Source organism: Pseudoramibacter faecis, from assembly GCF_036289405.1.
Classification (GTDB): Bacteria; Bacillota; Clostridia; order Eubacteriales; family Eubacteriaceae; genus Pseudoramibacter; species Pseudoramibacter faecis.
On sequence record NZ_JAYFFI010000017.1, the window covers coordinates 1 to 19655 of the forward strand.

General features: G+C 54.3%; 15 protein-coding genes and 1 riboswitch. Of the genes, 4 read left to right on the forward strand and 11 right to left on the reverse strand.

The annotated features are described in order from the left end of the window. Positions 1–457: 457 nt before the first annotated feature. The 8 genes from V3C63_RS09690 to nifJ all read right to left on the reverse strand — a co-directional run bounded on the left by V3C63_RS09690 (position 458) and on the right by nifJ (position 14219). Positions 458–685, reverse strand: a complete 228-nt coding sequence (locus V3C63_RS09690) for a hypothetical protein (RefSeq protein WP_329887576.1) — start codon at positions 683–685, stop codon at positions 458–460. Positions 686–929: 244 nt separating this feature from the next. Continuing rightward, on the reverse strand, positions 930–1823 hold the full coding sequence (locus V3C63_RS09695) for a sugar phosphate isomerase/epimerase family protein (RefSeq protein WP_425355380.1): 894 nt from the start codon (positions 1821–1823) through the stop codon (positions 930–932). 163 nt (positions 1824–1986) lie between these two features. Further along, positions 1987–3561, reverse strand: a complete 1575-nt coding sequence (locus V3C63_RS09700; protein ID WP_329887578.1) for an alanine/glycine:cation symporter family protein — start codon at positions 3559–3561, stop codon at positions 1987–1989. A 316-nt stretch (positions 3562–3877) separates the two neighbouring features. After that, positions 3878–5527 carry a BCCT family transporter gene (locus tag V3C63_RS09705; protein ID WP_329887580.1) on the reverse strand — a complete coding sequence of 550 codons (1650 nt, stop codon included), beginning with the start codon at positions 5525–5527 and terminating at the stop codon, positions 3878–3880. A gap of 351 nt (positions 5528–5878) precedes the next feature. Further along, positions 5879–7051, reverse strand: coding sequence for an iron-containing alcohol dehydrogenase (locus V3C63_RS09710; RefSeq protein WP_329887581.1), 1173 nt, complete (start codon positions 7049–7051; stop codon positions 5879–5881). A gap of 99 nt (positions 7052–7150) precedes the next feature. Beyond that, positions 7151–8893, reverse strand: coding sequence for a sigma-54 interaction domain-containing protein (locus V3C63_RS09715; RefSeq protein WP_329887582.1), 1743 nt, complete (start codon positions 8891–8893; stop codon positions 7151–7153). 264 nt (positions 8894–9157) lie between these two features. Further along, positions 9158–10633 (reverse strand): 4-hydroxyphenylacetate 3-hydroxylase family protein, encoded by a 1476-nt coding sequence (locus V3C63_RS09720; RefSeq protein ID WP_329887583.1) that lies wholly within the window; start codon positions 10631–10633, stop codon positions 9158–9160. A 94-nt stretch (positions 10634–10727) separates the two neighbouring features. Continuing rightward, complete coding sequence (gene nifJ / locus V3C63_RS09725) at positions 10728–14219, reverse strand: pyruvate:ferredoxin (flavodoxin) oxidoreductase (RefSeq protein ID WP_329887618.1); 3492 nt, start codon at positions 14217–14219, stop codon at positions 10728–10730. A 313-nt stretch (positions 14220–14532) separates the two neighbouring features. On the opposite strand from nifJ, the gene V3C63_RS09730 reads away from it, so the two are divergent. Continuing rightward, positions 14533–15213, forward strand: a complete 681-nt coding sequence (locus V3C63_RS09730) for a GntR family transcriptional regulator (RefSeq protein ID WP_329887584.1) — start codon at positions 14533–14535, stop codon at positions 15211–15213. Between the two features lie 12 nt (positions 15214–15225). Continuing rightward, positions 15226–15873: a TetR/AcrR family transcriptional regulator gene (locus V3C63_RS09735; RefSeq protein WP_329887585.1), complete on the forward strand. Its 648-nt coding sequence runs from the start codon at positions 15226–15228 to the stop codon at positions 15871–15873. A gap of 123 nt (positions 15874–15996) precedes the next feature. Here V3C63_RS09735 and V3C63_RS09740 read toward each other — a convergent pair whose 3' ends face one another. Together V3C63_RS09740 and V3C63_RS09745 are read right to left on the reverse strand one after the other, a co-directional pair. Continuing rightward, on the reverse strand, positions 15997–16527 hold the full coding sequence (locus V3C63_RS09740) for a folate family ECF transporter S component (RefSeq protein WP_329887586.1): 531 nt from the start codon (positions 16525–16527) through the stop codon (positions 15997–15999). A 55-nt stretch (positions 16528–16582) separates the two neighbouring features. Then, a riboswitch (THF riboswitch) is annotated at positions 16583–16681 on the reverse strand. 68 nt (positions 16682–16749) lie between these two features. Then, positions 16750–17607 (reverse strand): polysaccharide deacetylase family protein, encoded by an 858-nt coding sequence (locus V3C63_RS09745; RefSeq protein ID WP_329887587.1) that lies wholly within the window; start codon positions 17605–17607, stop codon positions 16750–16752. Between the two features lie 201 nt (positions 17608–17808). Between V3C63_RS09745 and murI the strand changes: the two genes are divergently transcribed. Both murI and tsaA read left to right on the forward strand, forming a co-directional pair. Then, the gene (gene murI / locus V3C63_RS09750) at positions 17809–18585 is read left to right on the forward strand and encodes a glutamate racemase (RefSeq protein WP_329887588.1); all 777 of its coding nucleotides are present in this window, start codon (positions 17809–17811) and stop codon (positions 18583–18585) included. A gap of 18 nt (positions 18586–18603) precedes the next feature. Next, on the forward strand, positions 18604–18987 hold the full coding sequence (tsaA, locus tag V3C63_RS09755; protein WP_329887589.1) for a tRNA (N6-threonylcarbamoyladenosine(37)-N6)-methyltransferase TrmO: 384 nt from the start codon (positions 18604–18606) through the stop codon (positions 18985–18987). A 241-nt stretch (positions 18988–19228) separates the two neighbouring features. Here tsaA and V3C63_RS09760 read toward each other — a convergent pair whose 3' ends face one another. Then, on the reverse strand, positions 19229–19621 hold the full coding sequence (locus V3C63_RS09760) for a pyridoxamine 5'-phosphate oxidase family protein (protein ID WP_329887590.1): 393 nt from the start codon (positions 19619–19621) through the stop codon (positions 19229–19231). Positions 19622–19655 lie beyond the last annotated feature (34 nt).

Sequence of the window (19655 nt, forward strand, 5' to 3'; positions counted from 1 at the left end):
TCAGCTACTGCTCGCCGGATCACGGCACGAAATCCTCGAACGAAGGCTTCATCAACGTATACGGCGACGCCGGTGCGGTCCGTCAGGCCGTTCGCGCTGCCCGCGATGCCGGTATCCAGACCCTCTCTGCTCTGGGCGGACCTTGTCCGTCAACCACAACTCCTTACATTTAAAAGCCAGCCGCTTCAAAAACTTTCGTCCCTAAACAAGCAAGGGCTGAACCCAGTTATATTTTAGGTTCAGCCTTTTTTAATTGGCGTTTGGATCACTCGATATCAAGTTTATCGTTTTTCAAAATCCGCGACCTTTCATTCGGCAGTCCTCCCGCTCTCCGGATCGTTCCGAAGCGCCGGGCCTCAGCGCATCCGCCTGATCCAGATAGACGCTGACCTCCACATCATCCCGATTCTATCCGTCAAATCCCGGCACCGTGCCGGCGCTCTCCCATTCCAGATATTTAAAAATTAATTCTAAAGGACGCGACGATTCCATCCATCGCCCGGGAGTGGCCCAGTCCGGCCGTCACCAGCAAAACGGCCTTTTGATGGGCCTTTATGCGGTCGATGCCGTCGTCATCTTGTTCTGCGCCAAAAATCAGGCCGTACCGCGGCATACATAACAAAGGCGACGCCATCCGCTGCGATGATATTCGGATACCGTGCGCGGATATCATCATCAATCGCATAAGGCGCCTCTCCCAGACTGCAGATGTTTGGATAGATATCGGCAGAAGCCGTATCAAACCATTTAAAGGCGTGCCCAGCTGCCTTGCCCCGGCGATAAACCATCTGCCGGTCGCTTCGACATGTCCCCGCTTCTCGGTCTGGCGGTGATCGTCAATATTCGCATACGCTCACCTTTCTTTTCTAAATCCAACCGTCTAAAAAAGCCCCGTTACCGGGGCTTAAAGAGGCTAATCATGGGCCGGCTTATTGAATGCCAATGCCCAGTTTTTCCTTCATGAATTTGATGGATTTGCGCATTTCGTCGATTTCCAACCGGCGGCCCTCTTCAATGGAATAGCCGGACAACGGCAGTTCGATTTCGAGGTCGATGGTGTCGAGTTCCGGCGGTGCCTGTTCGCGCAGAATCTTCATGATTTCCGCCACATCCACATCCCCGTCGCCAATGGCACACCCCAGGGAATGGGTGCCATCGGGATCGGCGAAAATTCTATTGTCGCAGAAGTGCACGCAATAAGTGTAGGGCGCCATTTTGCGCACGCACGCTTCGATGCCTTCAGCCATCACCAGAGAGTTGATCGTATCGCAGCAGGCGCCGATCAGCGGATGATGCAGTTGCTTGACGATGTAGATCACTTCGTCGGCGAAGAGGTCGCAATGATTTTCGATGGCGATCTTCATGCCGTATTTTTCGATGGTGGGGATATTGCGCTTGAAGTCCATGATGATCTTCGCGATTTGTTCCATGGCTTCCGGGCACATGCAGGCGTGAGAAATCGGGTGAGGATGTTCCACGTCGGTGGAGAATTTAACCAATTTGGCGCCGATCGCGTGGCCCACTTCGAGGGCTTCTTCGATGGTGGCGTTGACCCGGGGATCGCTGGGCGCGTTAAAGGAAATATTGAGTTCCAGATCCAGCCCGTGCTTTTCCGCATTGGCCTTGACCGCCGCCAGATGTTCAGCTGAGGTGTCGTTATCCAGATCGACCAGGGTGATGTGCAGCACTTCAATCCCTTCTTTGACGGCCAAATCCATCAAATCGTCCAAATTCATGGTTTTTTCAAAGGCATAGGTTCTCCCTTCGCTCTGAAAACCCCAGCTTTCGCCAAAGCCGCTCAGATGCAGCGTGTAGCTGTGCATACCCAATTTGAATTTCCGGTCCGCATTTTTTAACATGTTTATCTCCTTTGTCTTAAAAATTTAAAATGAGCCGGGCGCCGCCCGGCCCCGCTGTTCAAAAGCGAACCGCGCCGGCAACCGGTGCGGTTTTTCGCAGCGCATCTATCCAATCGATGCGTGAAGGCTACTCGGCCGCCTGACCGGCAGGCAATGCCGCCTCTCTGGCCGCATCGGCTTCGATTTGTTCCTTATTGATGTCCATCCAGACATCACAGTTTTTGATGCCGAGCCTCTGCGGATTGAAGTATGGATCCGCGACGCCGGCTTTTCGTTGTGCCATGTAATCGTCGTAGACCTTTTTAACGACGGGAATTTCGATCATCAGCGTAATCAGATTGAGCCATGCCATGCATCCGAACATGATTTCCGAAATCGCCCAGACCGTGCTGGCTTCAAGGTTGGCCCAGATGAAGAACATGATCGGCATGATAATGCGAACGCCCCAGATGAATTTCATCCGTTTCTTTTCCGGCAGATGTCTGAAAAGATAAGCGATGCCGGATTCACCTTCATAATAATAGGCAATGCAGGTGGAAAACGCAAAACAGGTCAGCGCGATGGCGATGATAGCGCCGCCGATGACCGGCCAGGATGCGTTGGCGCCTTCCTGCACCCAAACCACACCGGCGGTCGCGCTCAGCGCCTGTTGCTTCATCACGGCGGATCCGCTTCCAATATGGGCAAATTGCGCCAGACTGTTGGGATTTAAGACCTTTGATCCCGGAATCGCCACATTGTAGCAATTGGCAATCACCGCCATGATCCCGGAGCAGAAGCAGACAAACACGTCAATATAGACGGAGAATGCGTTAACAAGCCCTTGGGATGCCGGATGTGCACATTCCGCCGCAGCGGCTGAAGCCGGTGTTTCCCCGAAGCCGGATCCGGAGGAGTTGACCGCCCGCTTAACTCCATAGGAGAAGGCCCCGCCCAGAATCCCGCCGGAGATGGCGCTCTTTGTGAACGCGGAAGAAATGATTAACCCGATGGTGCCCGGAATGCTGGAAGCGTGGGTTGCCAAAACGACAATGGTGATGATCGCGTAGCCAATGGTCATGAACGGAACGATGATGGTCGAGAAAGAAGCGATTCTTCGGATGCCGCCGGCAACAACCAGCAGCAAGAGCACCGCGATCACCGCACCGGAAACCCAGGCCGGAACGTTAAAGCTGTTCTTGAAGGCCATGGCGATGTTGTTGGCACTGGGGCCGGTGACCATAAACGGCACACCCACGGCGGCAAGGACTGCGAAGAGCGCCGCGAAAACCTTTCCTAAGCGTTTCCATGGAATGCCGTGTTCCATATAAAAGTACGGGCCGCCGCGGTATTGACCGTCCATCCGAACCTTGTAAATCTGGCCCAAACTGTTTTCAGCGTAGGCAATGGCAGAGGTGACCAAAGCGGTAATGATCATCCAGAAAATGGCGCCTGGACCGCCCCACATGATCGCGACCATAACCCCGCCGATATTCCCGACAGCCACGCGATAAGCCACGACCGAACAGAAAGTTTCAAATGGCGAAATCCCTTCTTCGGAGCCTGCACCGCTCGTGAGCAGCTTCCACTGCAGCCCAATTTTTCTGACATTAGCAAATTTGATAACAAAGCAGTAAATGAGTGCGCCAAAGAATGTCAAAACAATCAAAGGCATCGCCCACAGCAAGTTATCGACGTTTTGAATCACGGTTGCAATATTCAATGTTCCCCTCCTCCAAAATGTGTCAATAAAAAATGAGAAAACACAAAAGGTTTTTTCAGCCGCTCTCACAGCCTGCGATATAGAACCTTTACACTTCCTATTATAAAGGTTTTCATGATGCATACTTTGCCAAAAATCGCATTCAATTTGCCGTAAATCTGTGAAAATGAATTTGGCAGCGTAAAAAAAGATATTTTTGCACTTGAGTTAGAATTTCTTGCATTTTATTAGATTGTCCGCACCTTCCCGCCGCGCACAAAAAGCCGCATCGAAGCAAAGCCACGATGCGGCAACTTAAAGAGGAATCTTTAAGAGGCTACCAACCAATTTTTCTAAGCCATTTGTATTTGCTGCGCGGCGCCATCGGTTCGCCGTTGTCCGGATCCTTCGCGCAGGCTTCCTCGTCGACATAGGAGCCGTCGGTATTCCGCGGACGCTTACCCAAATAGCGGATAAAGCCATAAGTCAGCCAGCCGCAGACAAAGGCCAGCGGAATCCCGCAGAAGGATTTGACGGTCTTCACCCCGTCGATGCCGCCGAGCACCACGAATACCGCCGCGATGATCGCAAAGACCAGACCCCAGAAAATCTTCAGCGGCCAGGGCGCCTCCGTGTTGGCATCGCTTTGCTTGATGCTCATGCTGGCCAGGGTGACCGTCATCGAATCGCACTGAGTCACCAGCGAAATTGTGATAATAATGAGCATGAAAATCTTGGCGATGGTCGAAAGCGGCAGCACATTAAAGGTCGAAAGGGTCAGCGCTTCGGCGCCTTGAGTTTGATAGATATGCCAAAAGTTAATATGCTCCCAAAGCTGCGCGTGGAGGATGGTCCCGCCGAACACGGCAAACCAGATGATCCCGAAGAGCGCCGGGAAGACCCATTCCACCGCGATGAATTCGCGAATCGTGCGTCCGTAGGCCACGCGGACCATGAAGAGCCCAAGCAGCGGCGCATAGGCCATCCAGTCTGCCCACCAATACATATCCCAGTTCTGGGCCCACATGCCGGAATTCTGGAAGGGCATGGTGTTCAGGCTGATGGAGAAAAATTTCGTGATATATTCGCCGATGCTGGCCGTGAACAGATTGCAGATATACGACGTCGGACCGAAGCAGAAGGCAAAAATCAATAAGATGAAAAAAAATTGCACATTTTTGTTGGACAGCCAGGTGATGCCGCTGCGCAGCCCGCTGAGCGCCGACGCGTTGTAGCACACAAACATAAAAGCGATCACCGCCACATACACCCACATGGTGGGATTGATGCCGGCGAAGGCCTTCACCGCGGCGGAAAGCTGCATCGCACCGTAGCCCAGGCCGCCGGCCACTGCTCCAGTAAGCGCAAAGGTCGTCAGCGCGTCAAAGACATCCGCACCGCGGCTGTTGACCACCTTGTCGCCAAAGATCGGTATGAGCAACGAGCTCGTGCGGAAAGGCGCTTTCTTGTTCAAAATGACATACGACAGGATAATCCCCATCACCACACAGGTGGCATAGGGGGTGAAGCCCCATTGCAGGAAGCAATGCACCATGCTCCAGATGACCGCCCCGTTGCTGCCGGATTTGATCCCTTCGCTGATGGCCGGCTGCATGGCGAACATCAGCGGCTCTGCCGAGCCCCAGAATACCACGCCGGCGCCGATACCGGTGCACAGCGAAATGCCGAACCACTGCATATAGCTGAATTTCGGCTTGGCATTGGGCCCGCCGAGGCGAATGTTGCCGATGGGCGTGACCATGACCACAATGCAGAAAACCACCATCGCCAGGCAGATCAAGCTCAAACACCAGCCGAAGTGCCACATGGCGTTGTTCATGATCAGCTCGTTGAGCACATGATAAAACTGCTTGGCGTTGACCGCGACGGCGATCAGCATCGCCACAAACAATACCAATGTGACCGACATAACCGCCGGGCGCATCGTATACCCGCGATTCTTGCCTTTAGCTTGTTTTGAATCCATTTGCTTCTCCTCCTCTCCGTTAACAATCCTGACCGAGCGCATTGCAATGCTTTGCAACCATTTTACACCCTCCCCATCAAAAAACGGTGCCGTTTTTCAGATTCTCTTTGCCGGATTTCAGAATTTAAATCGTTTACAGACCGGAACGGCTACTTCCGCCTTCAAACTTCCGCCGCCGACAGGTTGAACGAGCATCCTTAAACGCATGCAGATATCAGCGCCAATCACCGACTATGCATTAAACTCAACCACGCGTCAAACGCGTGGTTGTCGGCATACAAAAAACGGCCGCCCTTTCGGGAGGCCGCCGTGTGTGTTTGATTGAAGGCTGAAGAAGATGGCAGCAAAAGATCAAAGGGCCATTTTGTAAATCGCGGCCGCGTCTTCTCTGGTAAGTTTTAAGAAGTTGCCGTGATTCGGCGCCCCGTTAAACATATCGTCGACCATGGCCGGGATATCTTCTTCCTTGCCGCCGATTTCCGTGATGGTGGTGGGCATATCCATGAACTTGATCCATTCTTCGTATTTGTCGATCCCGTTCAGCGCCGTTTCTTCCGGATTTTCGAAGTTCATTTCGCAGCCGAAAACGCGGACGGCAAACTGGGCAAAGCGCATGATGTCCTTCTTGTGGCAATATTTCATCCAGGACGGATGCAGGATGCCGAGACCCGCGCCGTGGGAACATTTGTAGAAGGTGGACAGCTGGTTTTCCAGATGATGGGTGCCCCAGTCCTGAGCGCGGCCGACGCCGGTGATGTTGTTGTGGGCCTGGGTGCCGCACCACATGATGTTGGCCCGGGCTTCGTAGTTGTTCGGATCTGCTTTGATGCGTTTGGATTCCCGGTAGATCACGATCATCAGCGCCTCGAGCAGCCGATCGGTGAGCTCCACTTCCTTGGTGGTGGTGAAGTAACGTTCCATGCAGTGGGAGAACATATCGATGATGCCGCTGTAGGTTTGATACGGCGGCAGAGTCATCGTGACTTCCGGATTCATCACGGAGAAGACCGGGCGCAGGATATCGCCTTCCGCGCAGCGTTTCAGGTTGGTTTCCTTGCGGGTGACTACCGAGTCGGTGGACGCTTCGGATCCGGTGGCCGCGCTGGTCAGCACCACGCCGACCGGCAGGGCTTTAGTCACGAGGGGGCAGGTGCCGTCGTAAAAATCCCAGAAATCCCCGTCGTAAACCACGCCGAGGGCAATCCCTTTGCCCGAGTCGATGGCCGAGCCGCCGCCCACCGGCAACACGAAGTCGACCTTTTCTTTTTTGGCCAGTTCGATGCCTTCGTAAACCAAATCGCTGAACGGGTTGGACTGCGCCCCGCCGAGCTCGACGTGTGCGACGCCGGCTTCGTCCAAAGATTTGATCACGCGGTCCAGCAGGCCGGAGCGTTTGACGGAGCCGCCGCCGTAGTGAATGAGCACTTTATGGCCGCCGAAGCGCTTGACTAATTCCCCGGTTTTGGCTTCTGCGTCTTTGCCGAATTCAAAGAATGTCGGACTATAAAATTGAAAATTATCCATGATTACCCTCCTGAAATTTCAATACCATTTGGATATCCTTATTATAAAACCGCCTATGCAAAAAGTTTTTGCTGTTTGTCTCACTTTCTTTGCCGAAACTCATCTTTCTGACGACCGTTTGCTTCTCAAGGATCGGATGTCAATCTGGTAGCGCTTAATACGGTACTGCAGATTCTGCCGGCTCATGTCGAGCGCCTTGGCCGCCCGGGTGATATTACCGCGGTTTTCGGTCAGTACCCGCACCAGGGTGTCCCGCTCGATATCCTTGAGCCTGTCGGAAAGAGATTCCGCAGTCATTGCCGCCGGCCTCGGCGCCGCCTCGGGACGCGGATGACTGTCTGAAAGAATGTGCGGCGCAATATAATCCACGGTGATCATCGTCTGGTCCTGGGGCAGGAGGATCATCGCCTGCTCGATGGCGTGCTGCAGCTCCCGCACATTGCCCGGCCAGTCGTATTGGCAGAAGATTTCCGCCGTCGCCGTATCAATCCCGCGGATCTCTCGGTGATTTTTGGCATTAAACTGCAGAATAAAGTGCCGGGTCAGCAGGGCGATATCCTCCGCCCGATCGCGCAGCGGCGGCAGTTCGATATTCACCACCCCGAGGCGGTAAAACAAATCCTGCCGTAATCTGCTTTCCGCAATGGCCTGAAGCGGCGGCACGTTGATGCAGGTCAGCACCCGCACATCGATGCGGGTTTCGGTTTCGCTGCCGACCCGCCGCAGCACGCCGTCCTGCAGCACGCGCAAAAGCTTGGCCTGGAGAGAAATTTCCATGGAATTAATCTCGTCCAAAAGCAAGGTGCCGTGGTTGGCCTGCTCGAAGAGGCCGGGCCGATTTTCCGCCCCGGTATAGGCTCCCTTCACGCTGCCGAAGAGCAGGCTTTCCAACAGATTTTCCGGCAGCGCCGCGCAGTTGATGGCGAGAAACGGCCCGTCGGCCCGCAGACTCGCGTTGTGAATGCTCTGGGCGATGAGTTCCTTGCCCGTTCCCGTTTCGCCGTAGATCATCACCGCGGCATCGGTGCGGGCAATCTGCCGGCTCTGGCTCACCACCCGACGCATCGCCGCGCTGTTATAAACGATATCGTCAAAGGTAAAGCGCGCGCCGAGCGCCTTAGGCCGTTTGGCTTTTTCCGATCCCCGGCTGGCCACCAGCCGTTCCTGCAGATCAATAATCTGCCTGTGCAGGTCCGAGACGGTGCTCCAGTCCTCCACAATGTTGAAGGCGCCCAGCACCTGACCGCTTTTTAATACCGGGTAGGTGTTGGCCATGGTGTCCACCGACTTGCCGAAACGCGTAGTGTAACGGTGGCGCTCGTTCAGCGCCGGCTTGCGGGACTTGACCGTTTCCGGCAGCAGACAATTTTTCCCGTCGTTCATCCGATACACATCGTTGACGTTTTCGCCGAGTACATCCTTGGCCACCAGCGAATCCTGCTTAATCGCCGGTCCGTTAAAGAAATTCAGCCGGCTTTCGGCGTCGCACATCACCACTCCCTCTTTGATGTGCTCGACGACGTTCTGCATCATCGTCAGAAAATAATCATCCGCAGCATCGCGAAAGATCACCCAACGGCCACCCGGCGGCAAATCCTCCGGTTCCGGCCCGTCACAGCGGGTGAGATATTCGCCGAACCGCAGGCAAATAAACTGCTCCTTGGCATCGGGGTCCAAGAGCGCAGCGGCCTGATCGGGAAAGGGCAGGCCCTGCATGGAGCCGTCACCATGGAGCAATTTAACCCCGGCTTCGTTAATCTGCTGAATGCAATGATCCTTTCCCACCACAGCCGCCCCCCAGCCGCATTCGGAAAGGGCCGTCAATAAATCCGCACGCTTCATTTCTCTCCCTCACTCCTTCACTTAACACATTGATCACCCAGGATGTCCGTCTGCGCGAATCTTCAATTTTTCATAAACATATCATAGTTCTCGACTCAGAACAACAGCTGCGTTTATTTCTTCCGGTTCACCGTCTTGTTTTAATGCTGCCGACCTCTTTATCCCCTTGCACTGCCGAAGATCACAGCCCTATGCAATCCACTAAAACCCCATATGGGCATATGGGGTTTTATGATGGCGACGCCTTTTATCGCGCCGTTTAGATTATTTTTCGATGCCAACAATATCCTTAACCAGTTGCTTTTTGCCCTGAATATTGTCCTGGCGCGCAATCATGATGCGCTGGGCCTGGGGCGAACCGGCACCGTGCATGGATTCGGTCCGATAACCGACGGCCGCGGTCCCGAGGCAGACGTTTTCGAGGAAACGCATGACCTTCACGCGGTCTTCTGTCGGGATGCCTTCGTGAGCCGCGAAGTATTTGGTGCAGATATCGCCGATGGTTTCGCCGTTGCGGCCCGCCACCGTCGCCGACTTAAAGTCCTTGTCGGCCGGCAGGGTGACCATCAGGCCGCCGGCGATATCTTCGGCCAGGCGGACGATTTCATAGGGGAAGCGGGTGATGTTTTGCTTGCAGACATTGGCGAGCAGCAAATCGATTTGATAATTGCCGGCCGGGGTCGCATGCCCTTCGGCGGAACAGGCAATCCCGCAGGAATAAAGCGTTTCGTTCAAATGGGTCATTTCGATAAGCTTATCCTTGATGTGGGACGCGCATTCGACGCCGTTGCATTCCGCCGCAAGGGCTGCCGCCCCGATGACCACATCGCCCACACCGACTTTGCAGCCGCCGTAGCTCTGACGATGATAACCGGCAAAGCGTTCGACCATCATGCCGGAGAAGTCGGTTTCGCCGTTCATAAAGATATATGCGTTGGGAATAAAAACATCGTCCAGAACCACCAGGGCTTCCTGGCCGCCGAACTTCGGATTCCCGACATCGATGTCGCTGCCCTCCAGCTTGCGGGTGTCGCAGGACTGGCGCCCATAAACCATATAGACCCCTTCCGCATCGCTGGGACAGGCGAAGGACACCGCATAATCCTTGTCTTCTTCGCGCATGGCGATGGTCGGCATCATCAAATGCCAATGGGAGTTGATGGAGCCGGTCTGGTGAACCTTGGCACCGCGGACGACAATCCCGTCGTCCCGATGTGCCACCACGTGGACAAACATGTCCGGATCCGGCTGGGCATGAGGGGCGAGGCCGCGGTCCCCCTTCGGGTCGGTCATCGCACCGTCAACCACATAGTCGTTTTCCTGCACCATCTTCAGGAAGTTCTTGAAATTGTCGTGATAATGGGTGCCGTGGGCCTGATCGCATTCATAAGTGGTGGAATACACCGCGTTGAAGGAATCCATTCCCACACAGCGCTGGAAGCAGGATGCCGTTTTCTGGCCGAGCAGCCGTTGCATTTTAACCTTTCGCACCAGATCGTCGGCAGACTGATGCAGGTGATTGAAGCGGTTGACGGTTTCGCCGGTCAGGTTGGAGGTCGCTGTCATCAGATCCCGATAGGCCGGATCCTGGGCGAGGTCGTAGGTCATTTTAATGCTGTTAATGGAGGGACGAACGATGGGATGATCCACCCAGTTTTCGACGCGTTCGCCAAAGATATACACTCGCGTTTTTAATTTGCGCAAACTTTCGACGTATTGATCGCCTGTCATTAAAGCCATGGTTTTCTCCTTCTTTTTTCAATCTGAAAACCGAATCTCGGCAAGTGTCCCTGCCGAGTCGGTTTTATTTCCAAATAAACTTTGCGTGATGGTTTTATGGTTCTCTGTTAGCCAACGTCAGATAGCTTTGATATCTTTCCTTGGCATCCCGTTCAGCCTTGTCGTAAAGTTCCTGAGCCTTTTCGGGAAAGGAAAGTTTGAGGGAAGCGTAGCGGTTTTCTCCCATGAGGAAAGCCTGGAAGTCGCCCTTAGGTTCCTTGGAATCCATCGTGAACGGGTTTTTGCCCTGCTTCTTCAGATCCGGATTGTAGCGATACAGATGCCAGTAGCCGGCTTCCACCGCGTTCTTTTCCTCGGTGATGGATTGGCCCATGGCCTTCTTCATGTGATGCTCGATGCATGGGCAATAGCAGATGATCAGCGACGGGCCGTCATAGGCTTCGGCTTCACGGATCGCCTTGAGGGTCTGATTATAATCCGACCCCAGAGCCACCTGCGCCACATAGACATAGCCATAGCTCATGGCCATCATGCCGAGGTCTTTCTTTTTGGTGTCTTTTCCACTGGCGGCAAATTTCGCAATGGCGGAGGTCACTGTCGATTTCGATGCCTGGCCGCCGGTGTTGGAATACACTTCGGTATCGAGCACGAGTACGTTGATATCTTTGCCGGAGGCGAGCACATGGTCGAGACCGCCATAGCCGATATCGTAGGCCCAGCCGTCGCCGCCGAAGGCCCAAACGCTCTTCTTGGTGAGGTATTCTTTGTTGTCGCGGATAAATTCGGCCGCGTCACTGGTATCGCTTGCGATCGCGTCGAGCAGCACATCACTTACTTCACGAGAGACCGCTGCATCATTGCCTCTTTCGAGATAATCAGCGCAGGCCGCTTCGGCAATTCCCGCTTCTTTGAGCTGCTGCACTTTATCTTTCAGCTGCCGCTTGACGGCATCCTGACCAAGCACATAGCCGTAGGCATATTCTGCATTATCCTCAAAGAGGGACATGGCCCAGGTAGGGCCATACCCTTTTTGGTCGGTGCAATAGGGCGAGGCCGGTGTGGAGCCGCCGTAGGCCGAGGAGCAGCCGGAGGCGTTGGTGATGTACATCCGGTCGCCGAAGAGCTGGGTGATGAGCTTGATATAGGGGGTTTCGCCGCAGCCGGCGCAGGCGCCGGAGAATTCAAAGTAGGGTTTTGCAAACTGGGAGTTTTTGATGGTCTTGTCGTTGGCCACCGCCGTCTTGATGGCCACCTTTTCGACGCCGAAGATCCAGTTGTCGGCTTCCTTCAGCTGGGACGCGAAAGGCTTCATGACCAGCGACTTCTCCTTCGACGGGCAGACGTTGACACAGCTGCCGCAGCCGGTGCAGTCGTAGGGAGAAACCTGAATGCGGAATTGATAGGCGCCCATGTCCTTGCCGACGGCTTTCTTCGTTTCAAAGCCGGCCGGCGCCGCTTTGGCTTCCGCTTCGTCGAGGAGCACCGGGCGGATGGCCGCGTGGGGGCAGACCAGCGAGCAGTGATTGCACTGGATGCACTTGGTGAGATCCCATTCCGGCACTTCCACCGCCGCGCCGCGTTTTTCGTATTTGGTGGTCCCCGCCGGCCAGGTCCCGTCCTCGAGACCGTATTTGGTCATCTGAGCCACGGTCAGCGCGTCGCCTTCCTGGCGGTTCATCGGCACCACCACTTCTTTGATGAAGTCCGGAACGCCATTTTCGACCTTCGGATCTTCGGCGGTGCGCCAGCTTTCGGGAATATCGATCTTCACGAAGGCGTCGACGCCCTTTTCAACGGCCGCGTTGTTCATATTGACCACCTTCTGGCCTTTTTTCTTGAAATAGGACTTATAGTTGGCGTCCTTCATTTCCTGAACGGCCTGTTCGATCGGAATCACGCCGGAGAGCTTGAAGAAGGCCGACTGCAAGATGGTGTTGGTGCGACCGCCGAGCCCCAATTCGCGGGCGATGTCGATGGCGTCGATGGTGTAGAACTGGGCGTGTTTTTCGGCCAGCTGGCGTTTCATACTCGCCGGCAGATTAGCCTCGAGCTCGTCCATATCCCACTGGCAGTTGAGCAGGAAGGTGCCGCCATCCTTCAGGTTTTTCACCATGTCGTAATTGTGAACATAAGAGGGATTGTGGCAGGCCACGAAATCCGCCGCCTGAATCAAGTAGGGCGAGTGGATCGGATTCTTCCCGAAGCGCAGGTGAGACTGGGTCAAACCGCCGGACTTCTTCGAGTTGTACACGAAATAGGCTTGACAGTAAAGGTCGGTGGCGTTCCCGATGATCTTGATGGAGTTCTTGTTGGCACCCACGGTCCCGTCGGAGCCCATGCCCCAGAATTCGGCACTGGTTTCGCCTTCCGGCGTGGTGTTGATTTCACCGCCGATGGGCAGAGAAGTGAAAGTCACGTCGTCGACAATCCCAATGGTGAAGTTATTCTTCGGCTTGTCGGCTTTCAGATTGTCGAACACGGCGACGATCTGAGCCGGGGTGGTATCCTTGGAGCTCAAGCCGTAGCGGCCGCCGACGATGGTCATCGGCAGTTCCCGTTCTTTATAGATCGCGCAGATGTCCTGATAGAGCGGTTCGCCCATGGCGCCCGGTTCTTTGGTGCGGTCAAGCACGGCCATCTTGGTGACCGTCTTCGGGATCGCGTTTAAGAAATAATCCGCGGCGAAGGGACGATACAGGTGAACGTTGATCATCCCGACCTTTTCGCCCTTAGCGACCAGGTAGTCGATGGCTTCGCGGGTGGTTTCCGCGCCGGAGCCCATCAGCACGACCACGCGTTCGGCATCGTCCGCGCCGTAATAATTGAACAAATGATAATCGCGGCCCGTCAGCTTGTTAATTTCCTGCATATAGTGTTCAACGGCGTCGGGCAATTTGTCAAAGTTGGTATTCAACGCTTCGCGGCACTGGAAGAAGATATCCGGGTTGACCGTGGTTCCGCGGGTCGCCGGGTGCTCCGGGTTCAGCGCATGCTTTCTGAACGCCCTGATTGCATCCATATCGACCAGAAGGCGCAGATCTTCGTAATCCAGCGCGTCGATCTTCTGAATTTCGTGAGAGGTGCGGAAGCCGTCGAAGAAGTGCAGGATCGGCATCCGGCAGTGAATCGCCGCCAAGTGAGATATCGCGCCCAGGTCCATGACTTCCTGCGGAGAGGAAGATGCGATCATGCCGAAGCCCGTGCTGCGGACGCCCATTACATCAGAATGGTCGCCAAAGATGGACAGCGCGTGAACCGACAGCGTTCTGGCCGACACATGAAAGACTCCCGGCAGCATTTCTCCGGCGATTTTATACATATTCGGGATCATCAGCAAAAGTCCCTGGGACGCGGTGTAAGTTGTGGTCAGTGCGCCGCATTGCAGCGAGCCGTGAACCGTCCCGGCCGCTCCGCCTTCCGACTGCATTTCAACCACTTCAACCGGCTGGCCAAAGAGATTCTTCTTGCCGTTCGCCGCCCATTCGTCCACATGTTCCGCCATGGGTGAAGACGGCGTGATCGGAAAAATCCCCGCCACTTCCGTAAAGGCATACGAAATATAAGCCGCCGCTTCATTCCCGTCCATTAATGCGATTTTTTTGGACACAATTCTTTACCTCCTTCTCACGTCACGAATAACGATTTGTTCGTCCTCTCCGCAACATTTCAACATACACCACCATAAAAATGCATGCATATTTTTAATATACACACAGAATACACCGTTTGAAATCCTTTGTCAATAATGAATGAGAAAACTTTTTATTGTTTTTTAAATGATAAATTGCACTAAAAATATTTGAATCGCACATTCGGTTATTATATACTGTAAATATTTAAGAGATTTGATGGCGGCTGCACAACCGGCGGCGTCATCTCTTTTTTAGGAGGTATTATCTATGGGTTCTCAATCAATGACAGCCTATCAAAAAATAAAAGAAATGATTTTTCACATGGAACTGCTGCCGGGCGGCAAGATTTCCGAACCGCAGATCTCGGCCAAGCTCAACATCAGCCGAACGCCGGTTCACGATGCGTTGCGCCGGCTTGCGGCCGAAGGCCTCGTCACCATCGGGCGCAACCGCGGCGCTTCCGTGAACGACCTCTCGGATAAAGAGATTAAAGAAATCGGCACGGTGCGTTTGTCCCAGGATATTCTCTGTGCCAACCTTGCCTCCTATTACGGCAGCGCCGCCGACTTTGAATGGCTGCGCCAGCTGGCTAAGGCCTGCGAGGAAGCCGCCGCCCGGGGAGACATTTATTTGCGCATCAAGGCCGACAACGACTTTCATCTGGCTATTGCCAAAATTTCCGGCAACGCCTATTTGTATCGCCAACAATACGCCCTTTATCAGCAGGTGCACCTGGTGCAGATTTCCAAATACAAGGACATCAAAACCAGTCTCGTGCAGATCCATCATCATCTGCCGCTGATCCAAAGCATCCACAAGGCCGATCTGGACGAAGCCGCCGCGCTGATCTTTGACCATATCAAAGACTTTTACCACCTGGATCCCTATGTGATGAAGTGCTATACCCGGTCAGATGCGTCGGCCGACGCGCCGAAGCCGGCACAATAACGAGGTGATATGATGAGCGCCATCCAAAAAAAGCCTCGGCTCACCAAGCGTCAGCTGCAGGCCATCGAAACCAAAAAAAAGATTTACGACGCCGCTGTCCAAGTGATCAACGAAAAGGGATTTGGCAATGTCAGCATCGAAGACATCACAACCCGGGCCAACGTGGCCAAAGGCAGCTTTTATACCTATTTTAAATCCAAGGAAGACCTGCTGTTCGACACCTTCCGACAGTCCGATGCGGTTTATGCCCAAGCCTTTGCCCGGGTGCAGGACGAAGATTTTCTGCCCATGGTCACCCGCTTCGTCAAAATTTCCTACACGGAATACGAAAAGCGCGGCAAGGGCATCATCAAGGCCATCGTTGCCAATTATTTCACCTTTCCGGACAATAATTTTTACGGAGAAGACCGCGATCTGCTCAAGTGCCTGAATCACATTGTGACCAAGGGCAAGCTGCAAAACCACCTCTCGGCCCATGTGCCCACCACCCAATACGTCAGTCTCCTGCTGTCGACCCTCATCGGTGCCGAGGTCATGTGGTGCATCGACGACCGCGGCAGCTGCCTGGCCGATATGGTCGCCGATGCCATTGAAGTGGCCGCCCGGGGCATGATGCAAATGGCCGCAGTCCCTGCCAAAGAGATCGCAGTCAACGCTTGAATGCTTTTGAGGCGCCCGATTTTCTGCCGCCGCCCCGGCGGCTTTCTTTCTTCCGTACCCGCCCACGCAAAAACCCCCTCGGGACCTCGTCCTAAGGGGGGTTTTTAATGCTCATATGATTTTTTAATCCGAACGCTGCAGGACCTGCTGCTGATTCGCCGTGCCCCAGCGCATCACCGGGCGGGTCACCACGGCGATCAGCGCCGTATTGATCGGGAACATCACCAATTCCTTCACGGCCCGGGCCGTCAGCACGGCCACAAAGCCGTTGCCGTAAAGCATTGACAGCCACAGGCTATTGAGCAAAAACGAAATGAAAAGTGCGTTGATCGCCTGAGCGAGCACGGTGCGCTTCAGCGAGACATGGCCGTGCAGCATCAGCCCGAAGATCAGCCCGGACAGAGCAGCACTGATGGTAAAGCCCGGGAAGAAAGGTCCTGTCGGTCTCACCAGATAGCCCAAAATATCGGCTGCAGCCCCAACCACTGTACCGCCGATCGGCCCGAGCAGCATTCCCGCCGCTGCAATGGGCAGGATGTTAAAGCGCAGCTCGGTCAAACTGGTGATCGGCACTTTGAAAAAGCTGAAAATCACGGAAATCGCCACGAAGAGTGCTGCCAAAGTCAACGTCTTGGTCTTGTTAAAAATTGCCATCAAAAAACCTCCTTTGCAGTTTCCTTTCGCTACAAAGGAGGATATCCTCAAAAGTAGCAGCGGGATGCGATGTTCGAAACCGTAAGCGATGCTTTTCGTTCTGACGACAACTCCCCGTTCGTCAGACACTTAACGCTTCGAAATCTACTCTGCTTGATTCTTTTATTGATGCCATTATACCGCCGGTCCGCCGCTTTTTCAACCGCTGCGGTCATTTTTATTTTAATTATTAATGGCGTGATGCGGGGCGAAACTCTTGCGGTCAATCGCCTTTAAAGCATAGCCCTTGGCCTGGTAGTACTCGATGATTTTAGGCAGCGCCTTCACGGTCGTTGACTTAGTATCCGTGTCATGGCAGAGCATAACGATATTGGAATCGTTGCTGCGCTTCGCCATCGCGACAATCTTGTTGGGATCGCCGTTAATCATCGTAGCATCGGTGCTGTCGCCGTTCCAATCGTAATATTGATAGCCTTTTTTATTCAGTTCCATCGTAAGCACATGCATGATGCCATGGCTATAATTCCGGGAGATTGTATTGGATGATCCACCGGGGAAACGCACAAAGCAGGGCACATAGCCGATTTCAGATTTCACCGTTTTTGCAATGGCATCCAGATCGGCAAAATAAGCATGAGGCGAGCGATAAATGCTGTAGGCATGGGTGCTGGTGTGCAGGCCGATGGTATGGCCTTCTCGGTAAGCCTTGCCGATCATGTGGCGATACTTTGGCTGCTGATTGGTTACGAAGAAAGTGGCCTTGGCATGGTAGCGATTGAGAATATCGAGAATCGGCTGGGTATTTTTGGATGGACCGTCATCAAAGGTGAGATAAAGCACTTTCTTCTTGGACATCCGCATCCTCCCCGGCAAATCGCTGGGCCGCAGATGAAAATCCCGGCTGTCCTGCAGGATTTCGCCAGCTGTCAGCGAATCCGACAAGAGGCCCGAAGCCTTGGCAAAGGCTTCCCAATGGCCCGCCGCCAAAGCCCTGGGAGATGCCGCCCAAAGCAGACATGCTGCCACGCCAATAATGCCCAAAAATCCGATCCATACCAACCACTGCTTTCGTATCTCCATCGCAAACCTCCCAAAATTAGATTGTTTTTCATTATAACACAGCGGTTTGACCGGTGAAAGGCTTTGATTCAAAGTTTTAAAGCATGCCACAAGATTGACGCTTTCATTCCGGGAATCCTTCGTTTATAATGAAAGCGCGCCGAACGCGGACCGGCGTCCGGTCTGCGTCGGCAGATCGAAAAGCATTGTCGAGGAAGAACCATGCGAAAAGCCTTTAATGATTACATCGGCGTCTTCGATTCCGGCGTCGGGGGCATCTCGGTGCTCAAACATCTCACCGAGCAGCTGCCCAACGAAAATTTTCTGTTCTACGGCGACTCTGCCAACGCGCCCTACGGCGAGAAATCGGTTGAGCAGGTGCGCGCCCTTGCTTTTGACATCGTCCGCCGGATGGTCGAAGGCGGCGTGAAGGCCATTGTCATCGCCTGCAATACCGCTACCAGCGCTGCGGCAAAAGAGCTGCGCCGCGCCTTTAATCTGCCGATCATCGGCGTGGAGCCGGCGCTTAAGCCCGCGGCCACCGCCTCCGGCCGGCACCGCGTTCTCGTGATGGCGACTCCGGTTACCTTAAGCCTTCAAAAATACCGCGATCTTTGGGATCGCTACGCCGGCTATGCCGAGTGCGTCTCCTGCTCCTGTCCGGGGCTGGCCAAGCGCATCGAACGCGGCCGGCTGGACGCACCGGATCTCACCGCCTTGATCGAAAAGCTCATCGGCTGTTATCGCGGCCGGGTGGACAGCGTGGTTCTGGGCTGCACCCATTATCCCTTTGTCAGCAATCAAATCCGCGACGTCCTCGGCAGCCATGTCACCCTTTATGACGGCGGCGCAGGCACCGCGGGCGAACTTAAAAATGTGCTTGCCCAAAAACAGCTGCTCACCCGTGCGGCCACGCCCGGCGGCGTTCTCTTTCAGTCGAGCTTCAAGCAGTCGAGCGAAATCGCGCTTTACAAGCATTTTTATCATTTCGATCTTTAAAATCAAAGGAGCCGCGCCATGACAACCATCACCTACCAGCCCATCGGCATCATCCGCACCGCCTTCACCACCCGGGAAAACACGCCCCGGGGCGTCGCTGCCCAAAATGCCCGGGGCATCATCCAAATGCGCCCCGACTATCGCGAGGCCATGGCCGACATGCACCCCGGCGAACGCTATCTGGTGCTTTTCCACTTCGATCGCTCTCAGGGCTATGCCCAGACCGTCCCGATCCACGGCGACGGCCCGATGACGGGGCTCTTCTCCACCCGGGCGCCCAATCGCCCGAATCCCGTCGGCCTGACCACCATTACGATCGAAGCGATCGATGACAGCCGCATCACCTTTCGCGGGGCGGATATGATGGACGGCACCCCGGTGCTCGACATTAAGCCGGTTTAAGCGCTGAACCCAAACGCACAAAAGCCGCCGACGATTTTAAACCGTCGGCGGCTTTTTACGTGCTCATGATTCATTCGTCAAAATTATTTTATCCTCCACAAGGTTATCGCCGGCACGCAAATTCATCGTCATTGGCCGCCGACAAACAGAACTGGCACACGCTTTGCGGAAGGGTGCTTGCCGCACAACGATCGCTCCGGTCGCTGAAACCTATGCTTTTTCAAAATTACCGAATTCGGCTTTAGAGGACTTTCTTATTTTCCGCGCCGGGCGTGGTTACGATGATCTTTTCCACCGTTATCATCAACGCCCCTTTGGCTGTCGCAGCGCCATTAAACATCTCCTCCACCATCGCTTTGAAGGTCTCCACGACGGCTCCTTCGGTCACATACTCTGCAACTCCTTTGATTTGGTATCCTTCAAGGCTTTGCGCATCATAGGCGGAAATGGCGATTCTGCCGCCGTTGTTTTTGATATTGTTCAAAGTCGTTTCCAAAAACACATCGCCCACGATCAGCTTGCCGTCATCCGCGACATCCTTGAAAGCGACGGGAACCACATTGGGTTCGCCGTCAGCGCAGGTTGCCAGATCCCACATACTTTTCTTAAGAATATTCTTTACATTTTCATTCATGGTTATCTCCATTCCGGAGCGCTCTTTACGACAG

Coding starts and splice junctions, on each gene's coding strand:
- V3C63_RS09690 (WP_329887576.1), bottom strand. CDS start 685: ATGCGATTGATGATGATATCCGCGCACGGTATCCGAATATCATCGCAG.
- V3C63_RS09695 (WP_425355380.1), bottom strand. CDS start 1,823: ATGCACAGCTACACGCTGCATCTGAGCGGCTTTGGCGAAAGCTGGGGT.
- V3C63_RS09705 (WP_329887580.1), bottom strand. CDS start 5,527: ATGGATTCAAAACAAGCTAAAGGCAAGAATCGCGGGTATACGATGCGC.
- V3C63_RS09710 (WP_329887581.1), bottom strand. CDS start 7,051: ATGGATAATTTTCAATTTTATAGTCCGACATTCTTTGAATTCGGCAAA.
- V3C63_RS09715 (WP_329887582.1), bottom strand. CDS start 8,893: ATGAAGCGTGCGGATTTATTGACGGCCCTTTCCGAATGCGGCTGGGGG.
- V3C63_RS09720 (WP_329887583.1), bottom strand. CDS start 10,633: ATGGCTTTAATGACAGGCGATCAATACGTCGAAAGTTTGCGCAAATTA.
- nifJ (WP_329887618.1), bottom strand. CDS start 14,219: ATGGACGGGAATGAAGCGGCGGCTTATATTTCGTATGCCTTTACGGAA.
- V3C63_RS09730 (WP_329887584.1), top strand. CDS start 14,533: ATGGGTTCTCAATCAATGACAGCCTATCAAAAAATAAAAGAAATGATT.
- V3C63_RS09735 (WP_329887585.1), top strand. CDS start 15,226: ATGAGCGCCATCCAAAAAAAGCCTCGGCTCACCAAGCGTCAGCTGCAG.
- V3C63_RS09740 (WP_329887586.1), bottom strand. CDS start 16,527: ATGGCAATTTTTAACAAGACCAAGACGTTGACTTTGGCAGCACTCTTC.
- V3C63_RS09745 (WP_329887587.1), bottom strand. CDS start 17,607: ATGGAGATACGAAAGCAGTGGTTGGTATGGATCGGATTTTTGGGCATT.
- murI (WP_329887588.1), top strand. CDS start 17,809: ATGCGAAAAGCCTTTAATGATTACATCGGCGTCTTCGATTCCGGCGTC.
- tsaA (WP_329887589.1), top strand. CDS start 18,604: ATGACAACCATCACCTACCAGCCCATCGGCATCATCCGCACCGCCTTC.
- V3C63_RS09760 (WP_329887590.1), bottom strand. CDS start 19,621: ATGAATGAAAATGTAAAGAATATTCTTAAGAAAAGTATGTGGGATCTG.